At 71.6% G+C, this 25,650-nt stretch carries 15 protein-coding genes; 10 read left to right on the forward strand and 5 right to left on the reverse strand.

The features are described 5' to 3' along the window. The coding region (locus PWG71_RS19875; RefSeq protein ID WP_274811416.1) for a ClpX C4-type zinc finger protein at positions 1-236 on the reverse strand (236 nt) is incomplete at its 3' end. A gap of 282 nt (positions 237-518) precedes the next feature. Beyond that, the gene (locus PWG71_RS19880; RefSeq protein WP_274811417.1) at positions 519-1,592 is read right to left on the reverse strand and encodes a TetR/AcrR family transcriptional regulator; all 1,074 of its coding nucleotides are present in this window, start codon (positions 1,590-1,592) and stop codon (positions 519-521) included. A gap of 110 nt (positions 1,593-1,702) precedes the next feature. On the opposite strand from PWG71_RS19880, the gene PWG71_RS19885 reads away from it, so the two are divergent. The 3 genes from PWG71_RS19885 to PWG71_RS19895 all read left to right on the forward strand — a co-directional run bounded on the left by PWG71_RS19885 (position 1,703) and on the right by PWG71_RS19895 (position 4,687). Continuing rightward, positions 1,703-2,656: an ATP-binding cassette domain-containing protein gene (locus PWG71_RS19885; protein ID WP_274811418.1), complete on the forward strand. Its 954-nt coding sequence runs from the start codon at positions 1,703-1,705 to the stop codon at positions 2,654-2,656. After that, positions 2,653-3,453: an ABC transporter permease gene (locus PWG71_RS19890; RefSeq protein WP_274811419.1), complete on the forward strand. Its 801-nt coding sequence runs from the start codon at positions 2,653-2,655 to the stop codon at positions 3,451-3,453. The genes PWG71_RS19885 and PWG71_RS19890 overlap by 4 nt, the downstream gene beginning before the upstream one ends. Positions 3,454-3,697: 244 nt before the next feature. After that, the gene (locus tag PWG71_RS19895; RefSeq protein ID WP_274811420.1) at positions 3,698-4,687 is read left to right on the forward strand and encodes an aldo/keto reductase; all 990 of its coding nucleotides are present in this window, start codon (positions 3,698-3,700) and stop codon (positions 4,685-4,687) included. Between the two features lie 474 nt (positions 4,688-5,161). Here the strand turns inward: PWG71_RS19895 and PWG71_RS19900 are convergent, their stop codons facing one another. Beyond that, entirely contained in the window at positions 5,162-5,650 is a 489-nt protein-coding gene (locus PWG71_RS19900; RefSeq protein WP_274811421.1) for a MarR family winged helix-turn-helix transcriptional regulator, read from the reverse strand. Positions 5,651-5,790: 140 nt separating this feature from the next. Between PWG71_RS19900 and PWG71_RS19905 the strand changes: the two genes are divergently transcribed. The 3 genes from PWG71_RS19905 to PWG71_RS19915 all read left to right on the forward strand — a co-directional run bounded on the left by PWG71_RS19905 (position 5,791) and on the right by PWG71_RS19915 (position 13,472). Then, positions 5,791-6,840, forward strand: coding sequence for an LLM class flavin-dependent oxidoreductase (locus PWG71_RS19905; protein ID WP_274811422.1), 1,050 nt, complete (start codon positions 5,791-5,793; stop codon positions 6,838-6,840). Between the two features lie 5 nt (positions 6,841-6,845). Continuing rightward, on the forward strand, positions 6,846-7,544 hold the full coding sequence (locus PWG71_RS19910) for an NADPH-dependent F420 reductase (protein WP_274811423.1): 699 nt from the start codon (positions 6,846-6,848) through the stop codon (positions 7,542-7,544). 447 nt (positions 7,545-7,991) lie between these two features. Next, a complete protein-coding gene (locus PWG71_RS19915) occupies positions 7,992-13,472 on the forward strand; it encodes an ATP-binding protein (protein WP_274811424.1) in 5,481 nt (1,826 codons plus the stop codon). Positions 13,473-13,658: 186 nt separating this feature from the next. Here the strand turns inward: PWG71_RS19915 and PWG71_RS19920 are convergent, their stop codons facing one another. Further along, positions 13,659-15,038 (reverse strand): alpha/beta hydrolase domain-containing protein, encoded by a 1,380-nt coding sequence (locus PWG71_RS19920; protein ID WP_274811425.1) that lies wholly within the window; start codon positions 15,036-15,038, stop codon positions 13,659-13,661. 700 nt (positions 15,039-15,738) lie between these two features. Here PWG71_RS19920 and PWG71_RS19925 point away from each other — a divergent pair. From PWG71_RS19925 to PWG71_RS19935, 3 genes are all read left to right on the forward strand, one after another. Then, entirely contained in the window at positions 15,739-18,174 is a 2,436-nt protein-coding gene (locus PWG71_RS19925) for a M14 family metallopeptidase (RefSeq protein ID WP_274811426.1), read from the forward strand. A gap of 361 nt (positions 18,175-18,535) precedes the next feature. Beyond that, positions 18,536-19,276, forward strand: coding sequence for an alpha/beta fold hydrolase (locus tag PWG71_RS19930; protein ID WP_274811427.1), 741 nt, complete (start codon positions 18,536-18,538; stop codon positions 19,274-19,276). Between the two features lie 75 nt (positions 19,277-19,351). Next, positions 19,352-20,311 (forward strand): phosphotransferase, encoded by a 960-nt coding sequence (locus tag PWG71_RS19935; protein ID WP_274811428.1) that lies wholly within the window; start codon positions 19,352-19,354, stop codon positions 20,309-20,311. 289 nt (positions 20,312-20,600) lie between these two features. Here PWG71_RS19935 and PWG71_RS19940 read toward each other — a convergent pair whose 3' ends face one another. Then, entirely contained in the window at positions 20,601-23,294 is a 2,694-nt protein-coding gene (locus PWG71_RS19940) for a pectate lyase family protein (protein WP_274811429.1), read from the reverse strand. 838 nt (positions 23,295-24,132) lie between these two features. Between PWG71_RS19940 and PWG71_RS19945 the strand changes: the two genes are divergently transcribed. Then, positions 24,133-25,608: an alanine/glycine:cation symporter family protein gene (locus PWG71_RS19945; protein WP_274811430.1), complete on the forward strand. Its 1,476-nt coding sequence runs from the start codon at positions 24,133-24,135 to the stop codon at positions 25,606-25,608. Positions 25,609-25,650 lie beyond the last annotated feature (42 nt).

The raw sequence follows: 25,650 nt of genomic DNA on the forward strand, positions 1-25,650 counted from the left end.
CCGATCACGTACGAGTCCAGGAACTCGTAGATCTCCCGAGGCTTGGGCAACGCGTCCCAGGAGTCCTCGACGGGGAGGACGCCCTCCTCTTCCTCCATGATCTCGTTGCACAGGCCGACGCACTCATCGCAGATGCAGATGTGGCCGGGTCCGGCGATCAACCTGCGGACCTCACTCTGGTCCTTGCCGCAGAACGAGCACTTGAGCAGGGGCCCGCCGGCACCGGTGCGTGTCACTGAACGTCTCCTCACGGGCTGCGGAGTCCCACCCCGTCGTACCAGGGAGTGTCTCCGTTCCTCCACGCTACCCCGGTTCGGGGACCGCGCAATCCAGCCGACGACGGTCGGGAGACGGCCCGGGGGCCGCCCCCGCCCGGTCGGCCCGGGTCGGTTCCTTCGGATGGTCGACCTCGGCCGTCGGGTACGGGAGCGACCTTCCCACCAGGGATGGAGTCCGTTCCGCGCGCGCGGACGGGCCGGCCCCCGGACCGGGGGCACCGCCTTTCCGGAGCGGCGGGATCACCGGCGGGCCCTCCCCGGCGTACGGGGACGGGCGGTGTCCGCGACCGCGTATCCGGCGCCGCGTTCGGTCGAGCGGGCGCTCACCCTGCCGTCGGTGATCCGCAGCGCGAACTCGGTGCCGTCGTCCACGGAGTCCGCGCCGGCCGCGGCGGCGATGGCGCCGTCATCGTCCAGGACCAGGCGTGCCCGGGGCCGACCGGGGAAGGCCCTGGACAGGCAGCGGCGCAGGTCGGCGAGGACCGCCCGGACCAGGGGCCCGCGTTCGGCGGGGGCGTCGGTGACGATGACGGCGGTGACCGCGCCGGGTGCGGCCCGCAACGCGTCCTCGACGGCTTCGAGACGCTCCAGACCCAGGACGACCACGACGCCGTCGACGGTCGGGTCGACCGGTTCCCGGGTCAGCAGGTCCACGCCTGCCGGCGGCGACCAGGGCTCGTCGACGCGGACGGCGGCGCCGACGTGGGCCAGGTGCGGGGGCGGGTCGGTGTCGTCGAGTTCCAGTCCGGCGAGGTGTTCGCAGGTGCGGATCACGGTGAAGGGATCGATGACGCCGGGGGTCGTGGCGGCCGTCGCCTCGGCGCCGTGGAGGACGGTGAGGACGGCCTGCGCCTGCCGGACCCGGCGTCGGCCGTCGCCCGCCAGGTCCTCCAGGGCCAGACCGAGCAGGATCGCGTCAAGGCGGGTGAGCTGGGCGAAGGCTCGTCTGACGGGGGCGTCGGACAGTACTTCGGGGGTGAGCGCGGCACCGGTGCCGAGGGAGTCGTCGGCCTCGGTGAGCGGAACCCGGGAGAGCCGGAGGCGGGCGAAGGCCGCCAGGGCGGAGGCCGGGTCGGTGCCGGGGTCGACCGCGGGGGCGTCGGCGCGTTCGGCGGCGTCGGCGAGGACCGCGAAGTAGAGGGCGCGTTTACCGGGGAAGTTGGAGTAGACCGCGCCTCGGGTGAGGTCGGCGCGTTCGGCGATGCGGTCGATCTTGGCGTCGCGGAAGCCGCGTTCGGCGAACTCCTCCCCGGCCGCGGCCAGCACGCGCGCGCGGTTGTGGGCCTGTTGTCGCGCCCTCGTGAGCCGGGCCATGTCCCTCCCCTGTCTCCTCGGTGCACCCATCCTACGTTGAGATGCCCTGAACACTCAGATACTGTCATCATCTGAATGTCGTGAACATTTGAATGTGAGGGAGACGGATCGTGGAGCAACCGGCGTTCCAGGCCGAGGGCCTGGTCAAACGCTTCGGGAAGACCGTCGCCTTGGACGGTGTGGACCTGTCCGCCCGGCCGGGCACGGTCCTGGCCGTGCTCGGCCCCAACGGCGCGGGCAAGACCACCGCCGTGCGGATCCTGGCCACCCTCGTCCGCCCCGACGCGGGGACCGCCCGCGTGGGCGGGTTCGACGTGGTCCGCGAGGCCGCACGGGTGCGTCGGCTCATCGGCCTGGCCGGGCAGAGCGCCACCGTCGACGAGGAGCTCAGCGGCCGGGGCAACCTGGTGCTGATCGGCCTTCTATTGGACCTGCGCCGCAACGAGGCCCGCACCCGGGCCGCCGAACTGCTCGACCGGTTCGGACTCACCGAGGACGCCGACCGCCCCGTCGCGGTCTACTCCGGCGGGATGCGCCGACGTCTGGACCTGGCAGCGAGCCTGGTGGGCCGTCCACGGGTGGTGTTCCTGGACGAGCCCACCACCGGGCTGGACCCGGGGCGGCGCGAGGAACTGTGGCGGATGGTGCGCGAGGCGACCGCCGAAGGTGTGTCGGTGCTGCTGACCACCCAGTACCTGGAGGAGGCCGACGCTCTCGCCGACGACCTCCGCGTCATCGACCACGGACGGGTGATCGCGGCGGGGACCCCGGCCGAGCTCAAGCGCGTGGTCGGCGGCCAGGCCGTGTCGGTGCGCCCGGACGACCCCGAGCACATGGACGAGACCGCCCGGGTGCTCGCCTCCGTGACCGGGCGTTCCCCGGAACGGACGGGGCGCGCCACCCTGTCGGTCCCCGTGGACGACGCCGACACCGCCTGGCGGGTGGCCGACGGGCTGCGCGCCGAGGGCGTCCCCGTGACCGAGTTCTCCCTGCACCTGCCGAGTCTGGACGAGGTGTTCTTCGCCCTGACCGGCGTCTCCCGCGACAAGGAGTCCGACACGTGAGCGACCTCCTCTCCCCCCTCGACACGCCCCGGCGGCCCGCCGCCCTGACCCGGCACAGCCTGGTCCTGGCCCGGCGCGGCCTGGCCAAGTCCGTCCGCGACCCCGGGGCGATCGTCAACGGGGTGATCACCCCGGCGCTGTTCATGGTCCTGTTCGTCTACCTGTTCGGCGGGTCGGTGTCCGGCTCCACCGGCGATTACCTGCGCTACCTGTTCCCCGGGGTGCTGGTGATGGGCGCCGGGCTGTCGGGGATGCTCGCCAGCGGCGTGAGCATCAACGTCGACCGGAAGAAGGGTGTGTTCGACCGGTTCCGCAGCCTGCCCATCGGACGGTCGGCGCCCCTGTGGGGATCGGTGCTGGCCGACGTGGTGCGGTACGCGGTGGCGGTGGCGCTGCTGTTCGCGATCGGATACCTGATGGGGTTCCGGGTGACCACCGACCTCGCTTCCGCGGCGGCGGCGGCCGCACTGGCGATGGGGTTCGGATTCGCGCTGAGCTGGGTCATGGTGTTCGTGGGCGTGCTGGTGCGCAACGAGAGCACCGTCCTGGCGGTGGCGTTCATCGCGTTCCTGCCGCTGCTGCTGGGCACGAGTCTGGCCGCGCCGGTGGACACCCTGCCGGGGTGGTTGCGGGCCTGGGCCGGGATCAACCCGGCGACGCACGCGATGGACGCGTGCCGGGCCCTCCTCACCGGCACCGCCGCCGGCGCCTCGATCACGGTCACCCTGGCGTGGTCGGCCGGCCTGGTCGCGGTCTTCTGTCCTCTCGCGGTCCTGGCCCACACCCGCGAACGCTGAGCCGTCGCGCCACGGGCCCCCGTCCCTCGCGGGAAGCGATCCGGCGGCGGGATCGCTCGGATCGTGGTGCGGTGGGCGTCGCCGCGCCGACCGCACCCGGTGCGCGGGGACGGGGTTCCGGCGGGCCGGGGTCGTCCCGGTCCGCCGGCCCCCTCCGGGCACGGGCTTGACCTGGAGCGCGCTCCAGGTCGCAGACTCCTGTTCCAAGGCCCGCGCCGCGCGGGTCAGGGACGGGAGAACCCTCATGCGACAGCGCACCATCGGCACCGACCCCGCCACCCGGCGCGAGGTGAGCGCCCTCGCCCTGGGCGCGATGAACATGGGCACGCGCACCGACGAGAAGACGTCGTTCGCGATCCTCGACCGGTACGTCGAGGCCGGGGGCACCTTCATCGACACCTCCAACAACTACGCGTTCTGGGCGGACGGCGGCCAGGGAGGGCAGAGCGAGGAACTGATCGGCCGCTGGCTCCGCGACCGGGGCGTCGGCGACGACCTCGTCATCGCCACCAAGCTCGGTGCCCGCCCGCTCGCGCCGGGTACGGGTTACACCGACAACGCCGAGGGGCTCTCCGCCCGGGCCGTCCGGGAGGCCGCCGAGGCGAGCCGCGAGCGCCTGGGCCTGGAGCGCGTGGACCTGCTGTACGCGCACATCGAGGACCAGCGGGGCGTACCTCTGGAGGAGACCGTCGAGGGCTTCGCGGACCTGGTACGGGAGGGCTCGGTGGGACTGCTGGGGGTGAGCAACCACTCCGTCTGGCGGGTGGAGCGCGCCCGCGCCCTGGCGGCCTCCGCGGGCCTGCCGGGGTACGAGGTGCTCCAGTACCAGCACGGCTACCTGCGGCCGCGCACCGACATCGGCGACCCGCTCTGCGCGGACGGCGACATCGGCGGAGCCGGTTCGGACCTGCTCACCTACATGCGCGCCGAACCCGGGCTGACCCTGGTCGCCTACACCCCGCTGCTCGGCGGCGCCTACGTCCGTGATGACAAGCCCCTGCCCCGCGGCTACGACCATCCGGGCACCACGGCGCGGCTGGCGGCGCTGGGGGAGGTCGTCGCGGAGACCGGGGCCACCCCCAACCAGGTGGTCCTGGCCTGGCAGATGGGCCACGAACTGCCGATCGTCCCCCTGGTGGGCGCCTCCACCGTGGAGCAGCTGGACGAGCTCCTGGGCGCGCTCGACCTGGACCTCACCGAGGACCAGCGCGCCCGCCTGGACGCCGCGAACTGAACCGGCGGCCGACTGCTCCGCCGAGGACCGCCCCACCCGCGTCGCGGGACGCCCCGGTGCCGTTCTCGGGGCGTCCCGTCCGCGTACCCTTCTTCGAGCCGCCGGGGCCGCGCCCCGTACGAACGTGTGGACGGAGAGACGGGGTGACCCGCCGGATCGGAACCGCCGCGGAGCGGCACACGACCGCACACGCCCGGTGGTCGTGTTCTCATCGAACCCTCATGCTCCCCTGCCTCGATGGGAGGCGATGGGCACGGACCCGTCCCGGTGGTGGACGACGCCCCGGCTTCGCGGATCCGGTCGCGGCGGTCCCGACCTTCCACGGGTTCACCGTTCCCACCGCCACCTCGCCGGCCCTGGACCGGCGGGTCCGGCCGAGCACGATCCCGACCTGCTGGTCATCGACGTCATGCGGCCCGACGGCGACGGCCGCGAGCCGTGCCGGGCGGCCCTCCCGCCCCGGCTCCGGCCGGTTCAGGAGATGGGCGCGTCCGCGTGGGCGCGCAGGGCGCGGGCGATCTCTCCGGCGGCCCGCACCTGCTCCGGGGTGAGGGCGTCGACGAAGAGTTCGCGGACGGCGGTCAGATGGGGGACCGTCGCGCCGTGGAAGGCCGTCGCCCCCTCCTTCTCCAGGACGATCTCGGCGCCCCGGTTGTCGATGGCGCAGTCCTCGCGGCGGATGAGTCCGCGCCGTTCCATGCGCCCCAGGTGGTGGGACAGGCGGCTGCGCTCCCAGCCGATCACCTCGGCCAGTTCGGAGGAGCGCATCCGCTCCCCCTCGGTCTCGGTGAGCGCGAGCAGCACCTTGTAGTCGCCCGGCGAGAGGCCCGAGTCCCGCTGCAACCGGGCGGAGATCTCCGCGTTCAGGGCCTCCGTCGCTTCGAGGAACGCGCGCCAGGAGCGCAGCTCGTCCCGTGTCGGCAGGCGTCGCCCCCTGCGCGGCGTGCGCACTTCGTCGGCCATGGCCACCCCCATAATTGACATGTCAATCATATGATCGCATAATTGACGCGTCAATCACCTGGCGGCGGGCACCTCACGAGGGACGACCGGGCCGCCACGGTTCGGACCCGTGTCCGGGCCGCTCGGCAAGGAGGCCACCCATGTCCGACCCGCTCTTCGGACTCGACACGTTCGGCGACGTCCCCGAAGGCCCCGACGGAAAACCCCTCTCCCACGGCGAGGCGATCCGCCGCGTCGTCGACGAGGCCGTCCTGGCGGACGAGATCGGCGTCGACGCCATCGCCCTGGGCGAGCACCATCGGCCCGAGTACGCGATCTCCACCCCGGAGACCGTCCTGGCCGGCATCGCCGGCCGCACCTCGCGCATCCGGCTGGGTTCGGGGGTCACCGTGCTCAGCTCCGACGATCCGGTACGGGTCTTCCAGCGCTTCGCGACCCTGGACGCGCTTTCCAACGGACGCGCGGAGGTCATCCTGGGGCGCGGCTCGTTCACCGAGTCCTTCCCGCTGTTCGGCCACGATTTGCGCGACTACGACGTGCTGTTCGAGGAGAAGATCGACCTCTTCGTCAAGCTGCTCGACGAGGCTCCGGTGACCTGGAGCGGGACCGTCCGAGCGCCGTTGAAGGACGCCGACGTCTTCCCCAAGACCGACTCGGGCCGGCTGACCACATGGGTCGGGGTCGGCGGGTCCCCCCAGTCGGTCGTGCGCACCGCGCGCCACGGACTGCCCCTGATGCTGGCCATCATCGGCGGCTCCCCCGAGCGGTTCGGCCCCTACATCGAGCTGTACGAGCGGGCCGCCGCGCAGTTCGGCACGGTCGCGCACCCGGTGGGGATGCACTCCCCCGGGTTCATCGCCGACACCGACGAGGAGGCGAAGGAGATCTTCTACCCGCGCTACAAGGTCGTCCACGACCGGATCGGCGCCGAGCGGGGCTGGGGACCGATGCGCAAGGAGCAGTTCGAGAACGAGATCGCCCACGGGTCGATGTACGTCGGCTCCCCCGAGACGGTCGCCCGCAAGATGGCCGCGGCCATCCGGACACTGGGCGTGGGCCGGTTCGACCTCATCTACTCCAACGGGGCGATCCCGGCACCGGACCGCATGCGCGCCGTCGAACTGTACGGGACCCGGGTGATCCCGATGGTCCGTGACATCCTCGCGGACCGAAAGGCGGAGGGGAGTTGAGCGACGTGGAACAGAGGACCGCTCCGGTCCTGGGCGTCCTGGGCGCGGGCAAGGTCGGCACGGTGCTGGCCCGGCTGGCGCTGGCGGCCGGGCACCGGGTGCTGATCGCCGGATCCGGCGACCCCGCCGAGATCGAGCTGACGGTGTCGGTGCTCGCTCCGGGCGCCGAGGCGATGACCGGAGAGGAGGCGGCGGCCAAGGCCGACGTGGTCGTGCTGGCGCTGCCGCTGGGCCGGTACCGCACGATCCCCGCCGGGACGCTGACCGGGAAACCGGTCATCGACGCGATGAACCACTGGTGGGAGGTGGACGGCCCCCGGGAGGACCTCGTGGATCCGCGCACCTCCTCCAGCGAGATCGTCCAGGGGTTCCTGGCCGGGGCCCGTGTCGTCAAGGCGTTCAACCACATGGGCTACCACGACCTGGAGGACGAGGCCCGACCGACAGGCGCGCCGGGGCGCAGGGCGATCGCGATCGCCGGAGACGACACCGGTGACCTGGCCCTGGTGGGGTCCATCGTGGACGCGCTGGGATTCGACCCGGTCGTGGCCGGTCCGCTGGCCGCGGGCGTGCGCCTGGAGCCGGGCACCGAACCCTTCGGGGCCAACGTGGGCGCCGAGGAGCTGCGCGCCATGATCGAGCGCTTCCCCCAATCCGAGCGGGGCCGGGCGGTCATCGCGGCGCGCGGGGACGCGCCCCGCTGAACCTCCCGGGTAGGGCGTACGGCCTCCGATCGACGGTGAATCGGGGGCCGTGCGCACGCCCGGCGGTGTTCGGCCCGGGTCGACGGCCGTCGGGGGCCGCGCGAAGTGCCGAGAACGCGCCGGCGGCCGGGGCGGTACCGCGTACGGCCGCTCAGCGTTCCCCGGCCCGCCCGACGCACCGATCGGCCGCACACGCGAACCGCGAGTATCGATAGGGACACGAAATGCCAGAAACGGGTGAGAACGGTCACGCGGAAAAAGGGGCGCCCGGTGGGGATCGAGTTCCTTTTGTGGGGTTCCCACAAGGTCCCGCTCCAGGTGTGGGCGGTTCGGGACATTGGTGTGCCGGTGGATGATCGAGCACAGTAGTAGGTGGAAGCAGGAAGAGGCGACCTCCGACACCTCGGAGGTCGCCTTCCGTCGTAGACAGCCCGGGGAGGTCGGCCGGTGTTCGGTCGTGTAGCCATCGTCAATCGTGGAGAGGCCGCCATGCGGCTCATCCACGCGGTTCGGGAACTTTCCGCGGAAACGGGGATCCGGATCGAAACGGTCGCCCTCTACACCGACGCGGACCGCAACGCCACCTTCGTCCGTGAAGCGGACGTCACCTACTCGCTGGGACCGGCCTCGGCCCGTCCCTACCTGGACCACGCCGTCCTGGAGCGGGCGTTGGTGGAGACCGGGGCCGACGCGGCCTGGGTCGGCTGGGGTTTCGTCGCGGAGGATCCGGCGTTCGCCGAGCTGTGCGAGAAGATCGGCGTCACCTTCATCGGGCCGAGCGCGGAGGCGATGCGCCGGCTCGGCGACAAGATCGGCGCGAAGCTGATCGCCGAGGAGGTCGGCGTCCCCGTCGCTCCGTGGAGCCGCGGTGAGGTCGCCACCCTGGAGGAGGCGCTGCGCGCCGGCGACGAGATCGGCTACCCGCTGATGCTCAAGGCGACCGCGGGCGGCGGCGGGCGCGGCATCCGCAAGGTCTCCTCGGGCGAGGACCTGGCCGAGGCCTACGAGCGCACCAGCCAGGAGGCGCTGCGCGCCTTCGGATCCGGTGTGGTCTTCCTCGAACGCCTGGTCACCGGTGCCCGACACGTCGAGGTCCAGGTCATCGCGGACGGTCAGGGCACCGCGTGGGCGCTGGGCGTCCGCGACTGCTCGGTGCAGCGGCGCAACCAGAAGATCATCGAGGAATCCGCCTCCCCCGTCCTGGCGCCCGAGCAGATCGCCGACCTGAAGACGTCGGCCGAACGGCTCGCCGTCGCCGTCGGCTACCGCGGCGCCTGCACCGTCGAGTTCCTCTATCACCCCGGTGAGAGGCTCTTCGCGTTCCTGGAGGTCAACACCCGCCTCCAGGTCGAGCACCCCATCACCGAGGTCACCACCGGGACCGACCTGGTCCGTTTGCAGCTGCACGTGGCCGCCGGCGGACGACTCGAAGGCGAGCAGCCCGAGGAGCTCGGCCACGCCATCGAGGCCCGACTCAACGCCGAGGACCCCGACCGCGACTTCGCCCCCGCCCCGGGACGCATCGCCCACCTGCGCTTCCCCGTCGGCCCCGGAATCCGGGTGGACACCGGTGTGCGCGAGGGCGACGAGATCCCCGCGGACTTCGACTCGATGATCGCGAAGATCATCGCCTACGGCCGTGACCGCGAACAGGCCCTGGCCCGGCTGCGCCGCGCGATGGCCGAGACCACGGTGATCATCGAGGGCGGCGCCACCAACAAGGGCTTCGTGCTCGACCTGCTCGGACGGCCCGAGGTGATCGGCGCGAGCGCCGACACCGGCTGGATCGACCGCATGCGCGCCGAAGGCCACCTGATCGACCACCGGCACTCGGCGATCGCCCTGGCCGCGGCCGCGATCGAGTCCTACCGGGAGGCGGAGGATGTCGACCGCCGACGGCTGCTGTCCACCGCGCACGGCGGTCGCCCACAGGTGCAGCACGACCCGGACCGCCCGCTGGACCTCAAACTCCGCGGTGTCGGCTACCGGGTGAGCGTGTCCCGGGTCGGCCCCGACCGGTTCCGCGTCGGCGTCTCCGGGGGCGGCGACGTCCACCCGGCCGACGTCGAGGTGGAGCGGTTCGACGCGCACAGCGGCCACATCACCGTCAACGGTCACCGGTTCCGGATGGTGTCGGCCGTACACGGCCCGGTCCACCTGGTCGAGATCGACGGTGTCCCGCACCGGATCAGCCGCGACGAGGGCGGCGTCGTCCGCTCCCCCGCACCCGCCCTGGTGGTCGCGACGCCGCTGGCGGTCGGCGACGAGGTCGAGGCGGACGCCCCGATCCTGGTGCTGGAGAGCATGAAGATGGAGACGGTGCTGCGCGCGCCGTTCCGCGCCCGGGTCCGGGAGTGCCCCGTGTCGGTGGGCGCCCAGGTGGAGACCGGAGCGCCGCTGATGCGCCTGGAGCCGCTGGCCGACGAGGATTCGGGAGAGGCCGAGTCCGCGGCCGAGGTCGTCGAGATCGACCTGCCGGAGGAGTCCGGCGTCTCCGCCACCGAGCGCGCCGACCGCGGCCTGCGGGACCTGCGGGCCCTCGTGCTCGGCTACGACTTCGACCCCGGGGAACGCCGACGGGTCTTCTCCTCCTACCTGGCCGCGCGCGCCGAACTGGGCGACCGGCCGGTCGAGGGCGAACTGGAGCTGCTGACCGTCTTCGCCGACCTGGCGGAGCTGAGCCGCAACAAGCCCGGCGACGCGCCCGAGGCCGCCTCGGACGGTCAGGTGCACAGCCCGCGCGAGTACTTCCACAGCTACCTCCAGAGCCTGGACGTCGAACGCGCCGGTGTCTCCGAGGCCTTCCAGGCCAAACTCACCCGGGTGCTCGCCCACTACGGCGTCACCGGGCTGGACCGCACGCCGGAGCTGGAGGACGCGGTCTTCCGGATCTTCCTCGCCCAGCAGTCGGTGGCCGCCCACGTCACGGTGGTCTCGGACCTGCTGCGCGCATGGCTGGCCGGCGCACCTCCGGTCGGGGCGCTCACCGAGCGCGCCGGTCTCACCCTGGAGCACCTGGTCCAGGCCACGCAGGTGCGCTTCCCCGCGGTGTCCGACCTCACCCGGGGCGTGGTGTTCCGCTGGTTCACCCAGCCCCTGCTGCGCCGCAACCGGGCCAAGGTCTACGCCGCCGTGCGCGACGACCTGCGTCACCTGGACCGCGACCCCGACGCCCCGGACCGCGCCGAGCGCATCCGGAGCATGGTGGCCTGCTCCGAACCCCTCGTCCGGCTCATCAGGCCCCGGATCGGCCGTCCCGGCCTGGACAACGCCCCGCTGCTGGAGGTCCTGACCCGCCGCTACTACGGCAACCGCCGGCTGTCCGGTATCACCGCGCGCGACATCGCGGGGTGCCGACTGGTCACCGCCGACCACACCGACGCGCGGGGCACCTCGCGGGTGGTCGCCGCCGCCGTCGACATCGCCGGGCTGCCCGACGCCGTCGAGGCCGTCTGGACGCTGGCCGCCGACGTGCCCGAGCACCACCTGGTCGCCGACCTGTACGTCACCTGGGAGGGACGGCCGGACGCCGAGGCGATCGCCCTGCGGCTCGGCGAGATCCTCGCGGCGCGACCGCTGCCCTCGGCGGTCCGCCGGATCACCGCCACCGTGGCCGGGGCCGACGGCGCGATGATGCACCACCACTTCACCTTCCGTCCCGAGGGGGACGGTCTCGTGGAGGACCGGCTCATCCGCGGCCTGCACCCGCAGATCGCCCAGCGCCTCCAGTTGCAGCGGCTCCGGGAGTTCGACCTCACCCGACTGGCGTCGGTGGACGAGGAGATCTATCTGTTCAGGGCCGTGGCGCGCGCCAACCCGGCCGACGAGCGGCTCATCGCGATGGGCCAGGTCCGCGACCTCACCCCGCTGCGCGACGCCGAGGGCCGCCTCATCGCGCTGCCCGCCGTGGAGGACATCGTCAACGCGTGCCTGGACGCGATCCGCAACATCCAGGCGCAGCGACCGCCCCACAAGCGGTTCGACACCAACCGCATCCTCATGTACGTGTGGCCGTCGACGGAGCTGACCCTCGACGAACTCGACATGCTCGTCGAGCGCATCCTGCCGACGACCGCCGGCGCCGGGCTGGAGGAGGTCCAGTTCGTGGCCCGCCAGCGCACCGAGGAGGGCGAACTCACCGAGGTCGCCGTGCGCATCGCCCTCGAACCGGGCAAGGGGGCGCAGGTCCACGTCGACAAGCCCTCGACCGAGCCGGTCCCGCCGCTGGACGACTACCGCCAGAAGGTGCTGCGGGCGGCCCGGCGCGGGAACGTCTTCCCGTACGAGCTGACCGGGATGCTCACCGGACCGGAGGGCTCCTTCGTCGAACACGACCTCGACGAGGCGGGCGCCCTGGTGCCGGTGGACCGGCCCAAGGGCGAGAACACCGCGGCGGTGGTGGCCGGCGTCGTCACCACGCCGACCGTGCGCCACCCCGAGGGCGTCACCCGCGTGGTGCTGCTCGGCGACCCCACCAAGGCGCTGGGCGCGCTGTCGGAGCCGGAATGCGCCCGGGTGATCGCGGCCTTGGACCTGGCCGAGCGGATGGGGGTGCCGCTGGAGTGGTTCGCGCTCTCGGCGGGCGCCCGGATCTCCATGACCTCCGGCACGGAGAACATGGACTGGGTCGCGGCCGCGCTCAAGCGGATCGTGGAGTTCACCCAGGACGGCGGCGAGATCAACATCGTCGTCGCCGGGATCACCGTCGGCGCCCAGCCGTACTGGAACGCCGAGGCGACGATGCTCATGCACACCAAGGGCATCCTGGTGATGACGCCGGACTCGGCCATGGTGCTCACGGGCAAGCAGTCGCTGGACTTCTCCGGTGGTGTGTCGGCCGAGGACAACTTCGGCATCGGCGGCTACGACCGGGTCATGGGCCCCAACGGCCAGGCGCAGTACTGGGCGCCCGACCTGGCGGGCGCCCGCGACGTGCTCATGGCGCACTACGACCACACGTACGTGATGCCCGGCGAGGAGGGCCCGCGCGCGGCGGTCACCGACGACCCGGTCGACCGCGACGTGTCGACGTTCCCGCACACGGTCGCCGGCAGCGACTTCGCCACCGTCGGCGAGATCTTCTCCGCCGAGCACAACCCGGACCGCAAGAAGGCGTTCGACATCCGGACCGTGATGCGCGCCCTGTCCGACCAGGACCACGCGGTGCTGGAGCGGTGGGCGGGCATGGCCGACGCCGACACCTCGGTGGTCCAGGACGTCCACATCGGCGGACGACCGGTCTGCCTGGTGGGCATCGAGTCGCGGTCGGTGGCCCGGCGCGGCTTCCCGCCCACCGACGGCCCGGACACCTACACCGCGGGCACGCTGTTCCCGCGGTCGTCGAAGAAGACCGCGCGGGCGATCAACGCGGCCTCCGGCAACCGGCCGCTGGTCGTGCTGGCGAACCTGTCCGGGTTCGACGGCTCTCCGGAATCGATGCGCAAGCTCCAGCTGGAGTACGGCGCGGAGATCGGCCGGGCGATCGTGAACTTCCGGGGACCGATCGTGTTCTGCGTGATCTCCCGGTACCACGGCGGCGCGTTCGTGGTCTTCTCCAAGGCGCTCAACCCGAACATGACGGTGCTGGCGCTGGAGGGCTCGTTCGCCTCGGTGCTCGGCGGCGCCCCGGCGGCGGCCGTGGTGTTCGCCGGTGAGGTGAACAGCCGGACCGCGGCGGACCCGCGGGTCACCGGGCTCCAGGACCGGATCGCCGAGACCAGCGGCGCGGAGCGGGCGGCGCTGACCAACCGGCTCGCCGAGGTCCGTTCCTCGGTGCGCGCCGAGAAGCTCGGCGAGGTCGCCGCGGAGTTCGACCGGGTGCACAGCATCCAGCGCGCGGTCGAGGTCGGATCGGTGGACGCGATCATCCGCGCCGCCGAGCTGCGGCCCCGGATCATCGAGGCCATCGAGAACGGCCTGAAGCGCTGATCGAGGACCGGCGGAGGGGACCCGGCGGATCTCCTGTGCCGTCGGTCGATCCCGGGTCCTGATCGCTTCGCCCCGTCGAGTCGTCGCTCGGCGGGGCGAAGTGCCGCACGGTCACGGGGGCGGGCCCGGGCCGACCGACCCGGGCGGGGACGGCGGCGTGCCCCGGGCGGGGCACGCCGCCGTGGTTCAGGGGCGGGCGGCCTCCCGCCGGTTCTCCCGGGAGTCCTCCCGGGTGATGTGACCCCGGCGCAGGTTCTCGCTCTCCACACGGTTCACCGCCGACGCGTAGCGGCCGTGGTTCGGGTAGCGCTCCGCGAGTTCCGCCTCGTCGAAGGGCCGGTGGGAGCCGAACAGCACACAGAAGTAGCTCTCGGCGTCCAGCGGGGCGTTGCTCCCGGTGTTCAGCGCACGCGGCACCTCCACCTGGGAGAGGCGGATGCCCCCGAGCGCGAACCCGTCGTCGTCCCGGGCGATCCGTCCGAGCGCGGTCCGCTCGATCGGGTCCGCCCCCGGAGGCCGTCCCTTCCCCCGCGCCCACGCGCTCAGGTGGTCGTAGGAGGCGTTGAAGACGTGGTGCAGCGGCACCCGGCTGAACGGCGGTTCCGCGCAGTCGTACTCCGCCTGTCCGCCCAGGTCGCGCTCCTCCTGGTCGACGCGGGCCATCCGACCGGCCCATGCCGAGTGCGAGGTGCCGGCCACCTCCCAGCGCCGGAAGGTGGCGGTGTCCTCCGCCACGGGGATGCGCGCCACGTCGGTCTCCGACAGCACCTGGAAGACCGGTTCCGGGCGGTCCGGGGAGGAGGGCGCGTTCCCCACCATGAAGGCGTAGCCGTCGAAGACCGGTTCGATCAGCGGCAGTACCCGCTCGTAGTAGATCGTCATGCGCTGCGCCGACTGGGACGCGCCGATCGCCAGGACCCTGTCGTGTTCGATTCCGCCCGTGAGCTCCCCTGCGGCGCGCACCGCCTGTGCGGCCTGGGAGAAGACGTCGTAGGAGAGCTGGTCGTCACCGACCGTGCCGCCGTCGGTGACGTCCAGGTCGCCGTAGCGGGCCGGACTCCACTCCGTCAGCTGTGACACCCCCACGTTCTGAGCGGAGACCCCCACCCACGTGTACCCCGAGCGCATGATGTGCTCCGCGCTCGGCCCCCACAGGGCGTCGAGGTCGTTCCCGGCCGTGACGTTCTGCCACTCGGCCAGGACCGTACCGTTGGAGTCACGCTGTTCGGCGGGGCGGCGGACCAGGAGCCGTGTCCTGTAGGGGTGGGACGAGAGCACCTCGCCCCCGGAGTAACGGTTCGCGGTTCCGGAGACGAGGAACTCCTCCTCCACGTAACCGTGGGAGTCGAGGTCCTCGGTCGTGGCGAAGAAGGGGTAGGTGTCCTCGATGTCGTCCGCCATCGGGTCACCGGGGAGACCGCCCGGAAGCGGGCCCTGGACCTCGGGAACGGGGACCGGGATCGCCCCCTCGGGTTCGGAGGGCGCGGCGGAGACGGTGGAGGCCAGGAGCGTTCCGGCGGCGGTCAGTGCCAGAACCGTTCCCAGACGGTGCGCGTGGGTGGTCACGAAGGGCCCTCCTCATGGCGGGGCGGAGCGGGGCAGCGGGTAGCGGGTCGCCACGCGAAGGTATGCCGGGGGGCCGTGGGTGACAACGGGGTGACGTGTCAACAGGTCGATCCACCTATGGTGAGGCACCGGGGGCGTCCCTCCCCAGGCGTGGAGGAGGCCCTTTCGGCACCTCCGAGGACGCGGAACCCGGACCCGCGCCCGGCATCGAGATCCCCGCTCGCGGTCGAGCGGCGGCGGGGCTCGGCCCGACGCCTCCCCTGCCGCGTCCACACTCCCCTCTCCGTTCCGCCCCGTTCAGGGCCCCCTCGGCCCGCGACGGCGCGGAATCGACCTCTCCGGCCGACGGGCCGACCTCGACGGGCCGACCCGGGCCCCGGCGGACCTCCGCTCGATTTTTCGCTTTACCGGCCTTGACGCGACCCCGGCGTCACGACAGCCTCGGACCGACAGCCAGATTCGGGTGCGTGACGGCGGCCGCGCCGTCCACCCAGGCACTTCCCCCGCGCCCCCTTCCCTCCCCCCGGCCCCCACCACCCATCACTGCGCAGGTCGATCCCTCGACGACGGTGTGAGTGCTGTCCCGTGGCCCCGCGGCCGGCTCGATCGTGCCCACCCGCCCCCGCCCGAACGGCGGTGGCGCCACTTGTCGCGGACGACGGGCCATCCGCCCGCTCCGCGCTGAGCGAGAAGGACCGGGATGGGACACATGACATGGAGCGGGTCTCGGCGTGCGCGTCACGCCGGACTCGTCGTCGGGGCGACCCTCGCGCTGCTGCTGCCGACCGCGGTGCCCGCGACGGCCGAGCCCGGCGCGACGACGCTGGAGCTGGACGAGCCGTCGGTGGTGGAGGTCTTCCTGGACGACCGCGACGAACTGGACCGGCTCGTGGAGCTGGGCGGTGACATCACCCGGCTGGACCCGGCGGGCGAGCACGGGTTCGTCGCCCAGACCGTGATCGGCCCCTTCGACCTGGACGTCTACAACGACGCCGGGTTCACCTTCGGCGAGGTGCTCTACACCGAGTCCGACGCGGAGGAGCGCCTCGACGAACGTGAGGCGGCCATCGAACGGCTGCGGGCCGAGAACGAACCCGAGGGCACGGCGAGGACCCTGGCCGACACCGAGAACCTCAGGATCCTGCGGGCGGACTACTTCGAGGGCCGTAACGGCGACTTCCTGTCCGTGGAGGTCCACTCCGACTTCGGACCGATCGAGAACTCCCGGCTGACCGTGGAACGCGACGCCGGGCCCGGCACCGAGATCGGTGACGGCGGCACCCAGACCCTGAACCGCTTCGTCGACGTCGGGGTGTACATGTACCACCGCGGCCAGGCCGCGGTGGAGGAGCGGCCCGAGCGTATCCGGGTCACCGGCCCGCACGGCGGCACCGCCGTCGCGGAGGTCACCGAATGGCTGCCGGACCCCCGTGGACCCGGGGATCCGCTGCCCTACACCGACTTCCTCAACGCCTACATGACACCGGACGAACTCTACGACCGGATCCACCAGATCGCCGACGAGTACCCGGACATCGCCGAGGTCGTCGAACTGCCCCACCGGACCAACGGCTACCGTCGCCACGCCCAGGCGATCCTCGGAGTGGGCGTCAACGGCCAGAACGCCGACCGCGGTGTCGTCGTGGAGTCACTCGTCCACGGCCACGAGGGCGGGAACGACATCGTCGTGGACCTGGTCGCCCCCTCCGCTCCCGACTCCGGGTTGTCGGTCGACGTCGAGGGGGACGAGATCACCGTCGCCCTGGCCACCGACGGCGGCGGTGCGATCACCACGACCGCGGCGGAGGTCGTGGACGCGGTCAACGCCGAGGCCGGTGACCTGGTCCGCGCCTTCACCTTCCGGGGCAACGCCGGAAACGGGGTGGTGCGGGCCGAACGGGTGCGGGCCGACGACTTCCTCAACGCGCCCGACGACGTGTCCCGCGAACCGGCGCCGGTCTACGCACTGCGCATCGGTTCCACGCGGGACGGCTCCAAGACCGGCGTGCTGGGTTACGCCCAGGAGCACGCCCGGGAATGGCAGACCCCGTTGGTGACCATCGAGACCGCCGAGCGCCTGGTGCGCAACTACGGCGTCCACGACACCACCACCGAACTGGTGGACGAGTTGGACATCTTCCTGATGCCCTCGTTCAACCCGGACGGCGCCAACCACTCCTTCTACGACGTGCCGCTGCACCGCAAGAACATGACCAACTACTGCGGCACCGACGGTTCCCGCGACCAGTGGGCCGTGGTCCAGGGGGCGCAGTGGGGGGTGGACAACAACCGCAACTACGGCGCCTACACCTTGTGGGACGGCTACGCCGGGGCCTCCTTCACCTGCACCGGAGGCACGTTCGCCGGCCCCGAGGAACTGGGGCCGCTGTCGCAGCCGGAGAACAAGAACCTGGTGTGGCTGGTCGACACCCACGACAACATCGGCTTCTCGATGAACATCCACTCCTCGGGCGACTACTTCATGTGGTCCCCGGGCGCCTACATCGCCGACGGGCGCGTCCCCACCCCCCGGCCGACGGCGATGGAGGAGGCCTACTTCTGGGAGTCGTCGGCGCACATCCTGGGCGCGATCAAGGAGTACCGCGGCACCGTGGTGACCCCGGCCCGCACCGGTCCGATCATCGATGTGCTGTACTCCGCGGCGGGCAACTCCGGTGACCACCTCTGGTACGAGAACGGGATCTTCGCCTGGAACTTCGAGCTGGGCCAGGCGGGGTTCCAGCCGCCGTGGGAGGAGGCGCACGCCCAGGGCATGGAGTACGCCAACGGGATGTACACCATGCTGGAAGTGGCCCTGGCCCATCAGAAGGACCGGTTCCGACCGCGTTCGGGCGTCTCTCCGCGCCCGGGCGAGCACACCGGACCGGTGGAGGTCGTCTTCGAGACCAACGAGCCCGCCGAGATCCACTACACCCTCGACGGCAGCCGTCCGGACTTCGACTCCCCCAGGCTGGAACCGACCGGTGTGCGCGGGGGCCTGGAGACCCTGCGGATCGAGGAGACGACCACCGTCCACTGGTTCGCGGTGGACATCGCCGGGAACGTCGAGGGAGGCTACGACCCCGATGGCAGGGCCCGGAACCACCGCAGGGGCACCTGGGTGATCGTGGACTAGGCGTGTTCCGTGGATGCCGCCCGTCGCGCGGCAGGGTGAGCATCCGCGGAACACGCCTTAGCCCGGAGGAGTGGCGGAACGACCCGGTGAGGAGACCGAAGGCCCTCGAACGGGGTCGGACGCCGTCGGTCGGCCCGGGTTCCGTTCCCCGCCCGACGCCGTTCTCCGCGATCCGGGATCGCGGAGGACGGCGTCGTCCCGGGAACGGCGGGTGCCGATGCGACCGGAGGGAACCGGGCCGGATCCGCCGGGAGGGCCCGGTTCCCCGATACGTTGAAGCCGGTCGGAATGCCGACGACGTGTGTCGGCAGCGGTCGCACGGCGCCCTGCCCACGCGCCCGCCACGAGGGGAGGCGTCAGCGTGTACGTCAGGACGTTCGGCCGTGAGGGCGACCCGCCCGTGCTGCTCCTGCACGGTGGAGGCGTCGCCGGTTGGATGTGGGATCCGACGCGGGAGCGGCTCGGGGGCGGGCTCCGATCGATCGTCCCCGACCTTCCCGGGCACGACCGCGGCGCCGACGAGCCCTACCGCTCGCACGCGCGGACCGTGGAGGAGCTGGGCGCGCTCATCGAGAAGGAGCGACCGGGCGGCCGCGTCGCGGTCGTCGGCTTCTCGCTCGGCGCCCAACTCGCCGTCCTGCTGGCCGCGGACCGGCCCGACCTCGTCGACCGGGTCATGGTGGTGAGCGCGCAGGCGGTGCCCACCCCGGCACCCGGCCTCATCCTCGGCCTGCTCGGCGCGACCGCCGGGCTCGCCCGGCGCGAGTGGTTCGCCAGGCTCCAGGCGAAGGAGCTGTTCGTCCCGGAATCACTGATGGCGGACTACATCCGCACCTCTTCGGGCGTCTCGAAGCAGACCCTGCTCGCCGCGGTGGGTGAGAACATCCGGTTCACCGTGCCCTCGGGCTGGGCACGGTTCCCCGGCACGGCCCACGTGCTCGTGGGCGCCCGCGAGCGGAGGGTCATGCGGAATTCGGGCCGCGCGCTCCACGAGGCGCTCCCCACCGCTCTCCTGGAGACCGTCGAGGGCTGCGGGCACGGCGTTCCGCTGCAACGACCCGAGTGGTTCGCCGGTCGGCTGAGGGAGTGGCTCGACGCCTGACCTCCATGGGAGCGTCCTCCCGCACGCCGTCGAACGGTGGGCCGGAGCGTTCGGCCCGCCGCGTACGATCGCCCCATGATGACCGTCCCGCCCCCCGCCGAGGTCGTGTTCTCACGCGGACTCGTGCGCACGCTGCTCACCGATCAGCACCCGGACCTGGCGGACCGGGAGATCGCCGAGCCCCTCGAAGGCTTCGACATGGCGATGTTCCGCCTCGGGGAGGACCTCGCGGTCCGGCTGCCCCGTCACCGCGGCGCGGCCGGCTCGCTGGAGTCGGAGCTGCGCTGGGTCGGAGCGCTCAGCGACCGCTGGACGTTCCCCACGCAGCGGATCGTGCGTTCGGGCGTCCCCGGGGCGGGTTTTCCCTGGTGCTGGGCGGTCACGTCCTGGTTGCCGGGCGAACTCGCCGCCGACCGCCCCCTGGCCGCCCCGGCCGCCCCGGAGATGGGCCGGGCACTGGCAGAGATCCACCGGCCGGCCCCCGCCGACGCCCCGTTCAACTCCGAGCAGAGCGTGCGGCTCGCCGAGCGTGAGCCGATCCTGCGCGACGCCCTTCCACGGCTGCCGTCCTCGGGCGCCGCCCGTGGTCTGACGTTGGACCCGGACGCCGTGGCCGCCCTCTGGAACCGGGCGCTCGCGGTTCCCGACGAGGCTCCGCGCGTCTGGATCCACGGAGACCTGCACCCGTTCAACGTGATCTCCCGGAACGGCGCGTTCGGCGGCATCATCGACTGGTCGGACATCGCCCGAGGAGACCCGGCGGTGGACCTCGGTTTCCTGAGACTGCTGTTCCCGGCCGCCGACATGCCCGCCGCCCACGAGGCCTACGGCGGTGTCGACGAGGCCACCGCGGCACGCGCCCTGGGAATCGGCCTCGTCAAGGCGGCCCTGCTCGCCACGGTCCCCAAGGAGACCGTCGCGGACATCGGCTGGCGGACCCTCGTGGAACTCGGCGTGGCGAACCGGACCGCGCCCGGCGGACCGGGCGGCCCCGGATCTGGAGGTCCGTCGCGCTCTCCCGGGACGGGGTGCTGAGACGGACCCTGGAACCCGAGGGCCGGTCGGTGGCGGCGCGCAGCGGGATCCGCCGGGCCAGGACCTCGGCCAGGCCGGGGTCGTCGATTGCGGCCAGGGTCGCCTGGGCCGCGTCGGGATCCTCGATCGGCCGGGTGAGGTGGTCTGCGGTGATCTCGGCCCACTCGCGGCGTCGTCGGACTTCACCCGCGGGCAGGCCCGGCTTCAAGAGAACGGCCGACCCGTCCGGTTCGTTCGGACGGGTCGGCCGGTATCCGGTCGGCTCCGGTACGGGAGCCGACCGGATCGGTCACAGGTCGACCCGGGTGCCGCCGATGGTCACCACGAGTCGGCCGTCGGAGTCGAAGCTCCAGTCCAGGGACCCGGAGTACGGAGAGCAGCGCGAACCGTTGGAACCGTTCCAGAACTGGTTCGAGCCATCGGCGTCGCCCCTGTACCGGTCGGTGGAGCCGCTGTCGCACGAGGTGTTGTCGCGGAACACCGAGTCGCCACCGTCGAACTGGAAGTTGCGTTCCTCGTTACCGATGCTCAGGTTGTTCGAGACCGTCATGGTGCCGGGGTTCGAGTTGTAGGTGAACCCGTGCTTGCCGTTCTCGAAGGCGATGTTGTGGTGGATGTCGTGGTCCACCTCGATGCCCGAACCGCCGAGCTTGAACCCGTTGCGGTCGCCGTCCGGGTGCTGGGAGCCGTCCGAGAGCGAGCCGTTGCCGAACGCCAGCGAGTGTTCGATGGTCACCTCGCCGATCGGGCCCGTGTCCGACTTGGTGTACAGGTCGTAGCCGTCGTCGATGTTGTTGTACGCCACGGTGTAGCGGAACACGTTCCCGTCCCCGACGGTGAGCTTCGGGGCGAACCCGTCGGCGTTCTCACCGCCGGAGTCGGCGTTGTCGTGCGAAACCGAGCTGACGATCAGGTTGTTCGAGGGCCACTCCGCCCTGGGGGCCCCGGCGGTGTACCGCGACAGTTGCAGCCCGGTGTCGCGGTTGTACCGGGTGGTCACCCGCTCGATGACGTTGTCGTGGCCGCCCAGCAGGATTCCGTTGTCGCCGGCGCGCTCGACGATGATGCCCTTGATGTGCCACCGGTCGCCGCCGATGGCGAGTCCCCTGTTGGCCGGGTCCTCGCTCTGGGCCGAGAAGTTCAGCACGGGGGTCTCACCGGGGTAGGCGAACAGCTCGTTGCGGTCGTTCGACAGGCCGTCGTTCCCCGGCTCGATGTGAACCGTCTCGGAGAGGTCGTAGGTACCGCCGCGCACGTAGATCGACCCGCCGGGCTCGATCCGGTCGATCGCCGAGGTGAGCGTCGTCGGGTCGGACTCGGTGCCGGAGGCGCCGTCGTCGCCGTCAGGAGCCACGAAGAGCTCGTCGCCCGAAGGCAGGGGGGTGTCACCGCCGCCGTCCGTCGGCGGGGTGTCACCTCCACCGCCCGTCGGCGCGTCGGCGTAGGTCTCGAACTCGGCGACGCGCGGCGTGCCGTTCGAGCCGGTGATCTCGAAGTTGATCTTGCGCAGCGTCGTCGAGTCGAAGGTGATGACCCCGGCTCCGCTGCCGGTCGCCAGGACGGTGCCGGTGTCGTTGTCGACGACACGCCAGGAGCCGATGTTGCCTTCGGCCCCGGCCGCCTCACGGATGTTGATCGAGGACACCGTGGTGTCGGAGTCCCACTTGACCGAGATGCGACCGGTCGAGCCGCTCGGTGACCAGTAGGTGCCCGTGTCGCCGTCGACCACGTTCCCGTAGCTGGTCCCGCCGGCCTTGCTGGAGCCGTCGGCGCCGGCACCGATGCTGAGGTTGGTCCCGTTGGGGGGATCGGTGGGGTCCGGGTCGACCGGGTCGGGGTCGGTCGGGTCCGGGTCGGTCGGGTCCGGGTCGGTCGGGTTCTGCGCTTCGCAGTCACCGTCCGAGATCCGGTTGCCCTTGCCCGCGCCCGCGGTCTGCTCCAGCACCTCCGGCACGCAGCCGGCGTCGTCGAGCTCGTAGGAGTACGGAATGCTCACCGACGTGGTGGACCGCGGGTCGGGTCCGGCCGGGTAGTTCTCGTTGCCCTCGCCGGACCAGGTCACGTTGTCGAAGATGTTGCCGTTGACCTGCCAGGAGCCCCTCTCGTTGGTGTAGAAGGTGCCCAGGACGTCCCTGGAGTCCTTGAAGTAGTTGTTCTCCACCTTCGCGCGGGCCCCGGCCCGGGAGTTGATCCCGGACTTGTGCAGCCCCACGTAGTGGTTGTTGTACATGTGCCCCACGCCGCCACGCAGCAGGGGGACGCGCGAGTCGATGTTCTCGTACAGGTTGTGGTGGTAGGTGACGTAGCCGTTCGAGAGGTCGCTCTCGCTGGACCCGACCAGGCCGCCGCGGCCGGAGTTGCGCAGGACGCTGTAGGAGAGGGTGACGTACTGGGTGTTGTTCTTCAGGTCGAAGAGGGCGTCGTAACCCTCGTCCTCCCCGCCCGACGCCTCCAGGGTGACGTGGTCGACCCAGACGTTGCGGACGTCGCTCTCCATCCCGATGGCGTCACCGCCGTTGGACGTGGGCGAGCCGGACTTCTTGACGTTCCGGACGGTCACGTTCTGGATGATGATGTTGTGGGACTCCCGGACGTGGATGCCCAGCTGGTCGAACACGGCTCCACCGCCGGTCCCGACGAGCGTGACGTTGCTGATCCTCTTGAGCTCGATCACGTCGTCGGCGGTGTCGCAGCCGGGGCCCGACACCTTGGAGGTGTTGCCGTGGTTGATGGTCCCTTCCACCTGGATGATGATCGGGGTGCCGGTGCTGGGCCGACTGCACAGGGCCTCGTGGATCTGGGTCCCGGTCGTGGCCCGTACCGTCTGTCCGCCCGCGCCGCCGGTGGTCCCGCCGTTCTGGGTCGCGTACCCCGTGGCGCCGGCCTGGGCCGATGCCTGGGACATCGGCAGGGTGAGGCAGGCCGCCACCAGGGCCGCGGTGGCGAGCGTCGACACGAGTCGACGCCCGGTTGTTCTTCTCATCTTTAACCCTTCGTAACAGAGCATGAGCGTTGACGTGCTTTTACCCGAGAGTAGAGAAAGCGCTTTCCACGTCAAGGGGGGTTAGCGCAATCGTTTGCAAGAAGGTCGAGCACTCGGACTGCCTCTCATGCCCTATGGCCTGCGGCTTCATCGATATTCCGCGCCGACTTCGGAATCGGGTACCTCAAAAAATGCAACCGGTTGGAGCGTCTCATCGGCGACACGGCAGGCCGGACGCGGGCACCCGGACGCGGTCGATGGAGCGTCGCGGTGGGGCGGGAAGGCCTTCCGGGTCACCGGTGTCCCGTGCCGTACCCGACGTTCCACGACCCGGCCGGCGGCACCGGTGCCGGCATCGGTGCGCGCGCCCGTCCGCCCCCACTCGGGCCTCTCCTCACTCCGGGGAACGGACAGGCGGAAGTGGCGGCCGACGGAGAGAGGGGCGGTCATGACGCCACTGGCATCGGGATACCGCCGAACGTCCGTTTGGCCGCGACGCCACCGCCCGGACACGACAGGCCGGCCTCCGGAACAGGAGTCCCCGGGCCCCGGAGCACCCGGGCCCGGACGCGGCCGCTCCTCCCCGCGCCCGGGGCCACGGAACGCCGTCGAACATGTGGCGCACGCCACTGCGTGGAAGGCACCCGGCGTCGAACAGGGTTCGGCGACAGTGCCCGTTCCCCGCACGGTGAGCAGGGTGTGTTGAAGCGCACCACCGATGTGTCGACCATTGCCCATCAGCGGAAGCACGCTCCGGTGACCAGCCATGGAACCCTGTCGTGCCGGTGAGACCGACCCGGCATCCCCCGCGTGCCCGCACACGACAAGGAGCGAACATATGGATGCGCTGAACAGCGCCATCGTAGGCATGAACGACGTCTTGTGGGCCTACCTGGTCATCCCCCTGCTCGCCGTCGTCGGCGTCTACTTCACGGTGCGCTCCGGTGCCGTCCAGATCCGGATGGTTCCCGAGATGCTGCGCTCCATGCGCAGCCACCCGGAGTCGGCCCCGGACGGCAAGAAGGCCATATCGGCGTTCCAGGCGTTCTCGATCTCGGCGGCCTCCCGCATCGGAACGGGCAACATCGTCGGCGTGGCGGTCGCGATCGCCCTCGGCGGCCCCGGAGCCGTGCTCTGGATGTGGCTGATGGGCATCGTCATGGGCTCGGCCGCGTTCGTCGAGTCCACCCTCGCCCAACTGTTCAAGGTCCGGGACAGGACCGGATTCCGCGGCGGCCCGGCCTACTACATGACCCTCGGGCTCAAGGCGCGGTGGATGGGCGTGCTGTTCGCCATCGCCATCATCTTCACCTTCGGCTTCGCGTTCAACATGGTGCAGGCCAACAGCATCGCCAGCGCCGTGGGCGGTTCCGTGTCGACCGCGACCGGAGCGCAGACCCCCGAGTGGATCGCACCCGCCGTGGGGACGGTGCTGGCCGTCCTCGCCGCGCTCGTGATCTTCGGCGGCGTGCGCCGCATCGCGCACGTCGCGCAGGCCCTGGTGCCGTTCATGGCGCTGACCTACCTCGTCATCGGCGTGATCGTGGTCGGGATGAACATCGACCAGGTCCCCGCCGTGCTCACGAACATCGTGAACTCCGCCTTCGGCCTGCGCGAGTTCGGCGCCGCGGGCGTGGGCACCGCGATCATGATGGGCATTCGCCGCGGCCTGTTCTCCAACGAGGCGGGCATGGGCTCCGCACCCAACGCGGGGGCGACGGCGTCGGTCAGCCACCCGGTCAAGCAGGGCCTGGTGCAGACGCTCGGCGTCTACTTCGACACCCTCGTCATCTGCTCCGTCACCGCGTTCATCATCCTGGTCTCCAACCCCGTGTACGGCGAGGAGGTCGGCGCCGAGCTCACCCAGCGGGCGCTGGAGGCGAACCTCGGCTCCTGGTCGCTGCACCTGCTCACCGTGATCATCTTCCTGCTGGCGTTCACGTCGCTGGTCGGCAACTACTACTACGGCGAGTCCAACCTGCGGTTCCTGACCGGACACCCGGGAGCCCTTCCGGTGTACCGCACGGCCGTGGTCGCCATGGTGTTCCTGGGCGCCATCGCCTCGCTCGACCTGGTGTGGAACTTCGCCGACGTCACCATGGGGGTCATGGCCGTGATCAACCTGGTCGCGATCGCACCGCTCGGCGCACTCGCCCTGCGCCTGCTCGCGGACTACCGGGAACAGCGCAAGCAGGGCCTGGACCCGGTCTTCACCCGGGACCGGATGCCCGATGTCACCGGCATCGAGTGCTGGGAGCCCAGCCCGGCCGACGAGCGCGACGCGCGGCCCGGGTCCGCCTCGGAAGTCCACTGACCCGGCCCTCCGGGTGAACCGCACCCACCACCACCCGGACGC

This window comes from Nocardiopsis sp. N85, from assembly GCF_028882275.1.
GTDB classification, from domain to species: Bacteria; Actinomycetota; Actinomycetes; order Streptosporangiales; family Streptosporangiaceae; genus Nocardiopsis; species Nocardiopsis lambiniae.

What these genes read in the sequence shown, in the direction of transcription:
- PWG71_RS19880 (WP_274811417.1), bottom strand. Translation starts at nt 1,592, where the DNA reads ATGGCCCGGCTCACGAGGGCGCGACAACAGGCCCACAACCGCGCGCGC.
- PWG71_RS19895 (WP_274811420.1), top strand. Translation starts at nt 3,698, where the DNA reads ATGCGACAGCGCACCATCGGCACCGACCCCGCCACCCGGCGCGAGGTG.
- PWG71_RS19900 (WP_274811421.1), bottom strand. Translation starts at nt 5,650, where the DNA reads ATGGCCGACGAAGTGCGCACGCCGCGCAGGGGGCGACGCCTGCCGACA.
- PWG71_RS19905 (WP_274811422.1), top strand. Translation starts at nt 5,791, where the DNA reads ATGTCCGACCCGCTCTTCGGACTCGACACGTTCGGCGACGTCCCCGAA.
- PWG71_RS19925 (WP_274811426.1), top strand. Translation starts at nt 15,739, where the DNA reads ATGGGACACATGACATGGAGCGGGTCTCGGCGTGCGCGTCACGCCGGA.
- PWG71_RS19935 (WP_274811428.1), top strand. Translation starts at nt 19,352, where the DNA reads ATGATGACCGTCCCGCCCCCCGCCGAGGTCGTGTTCTCACGCGGACTC.
- PWG71_RS19940 (WP_274811429.1), bottom strand. Translation starts at nt 23,294, where the DNA reads ATGAGAAGAACAACCGGGCGTCGACTCGTGTCGACGCTCGCCACCGCG.
- PWG71_RS19945 (WP_274811430.1), top strand. Translation starts at nt 24,133, where the DNA reads ATGGATGCGCTGAACAGCGCCATCGTAGGCATGAACGACGTCTTGTGG.